The organism is Pseudomonas sp. K5002, from assembly GCF_013386655.1.
Lineage (GTDB): Bacteria > Pseudomonadota > Gammaproteobacteria > Pseudomonadales > Pseudomonadaceae > Aquipseudomonas.
In genome coordinates this window covers 1-453 of sequence record NZ_JACARK010001631.1, presented here as the reverse complement: position 1 = coordinate 453, position 453 = coordinate 1, and the positions used below count along the sequence as shown (strand labels likewise).

Below are 453 nucleotides of genomic sequence, written 5' to 3'. Positions count from 1 at the left end.
CGGCTCGCCAGGCTCACCGCCGCCAGCGAGTGCCCGCCCAGGGCGAAGAAGTCATCCTCGATCCCCACCCGCTCCAGGCCCAACACCTGCGCCCAGACTTCGGCCAGCAATGCCTCCAATGGCGTGCGCGGCAGGGCGCCGCCCACGCTGTCGAGGACCTTGTCTGCCCATTGCTGCAAGGTCTTGCGGTCGAGCTTGCCATTGCCCATCAACGGCAACGCTTCAACGATACGCAGGTTCGGCAGCATGTAATCCGGCAGGCGGTCCTGCGCCTGGCCATGCAGTTGCGCCACTGTCAGCGAATGCCCTGGCGCCAAGGTCAGGAACGCAAACAGTTGCTGGCCCAGCTCACCTTTAGGCAGGCATTCCACCGCCGCCTGGGCCACGCCCGACAGGCTCGCCAACTGGGCCTGGATCTCGTCGAGCTCGACGCGAAACCCGCGCACCTTGACC

1 protein-coding gene is annotated in these 453 nt (G+C 66.4%); it reads right to left on the bottom strand.

All coding sequences use genetic code 11. The annotated features are described in order from the left end of the window. Window positions 1–453: phosphopantetheine-binding protein (locus HX846_RS38380; RefSeq protein ID WP_256740543.1), on the bottom strand; the 453-nt coding region annotated here is incomplete at both ends.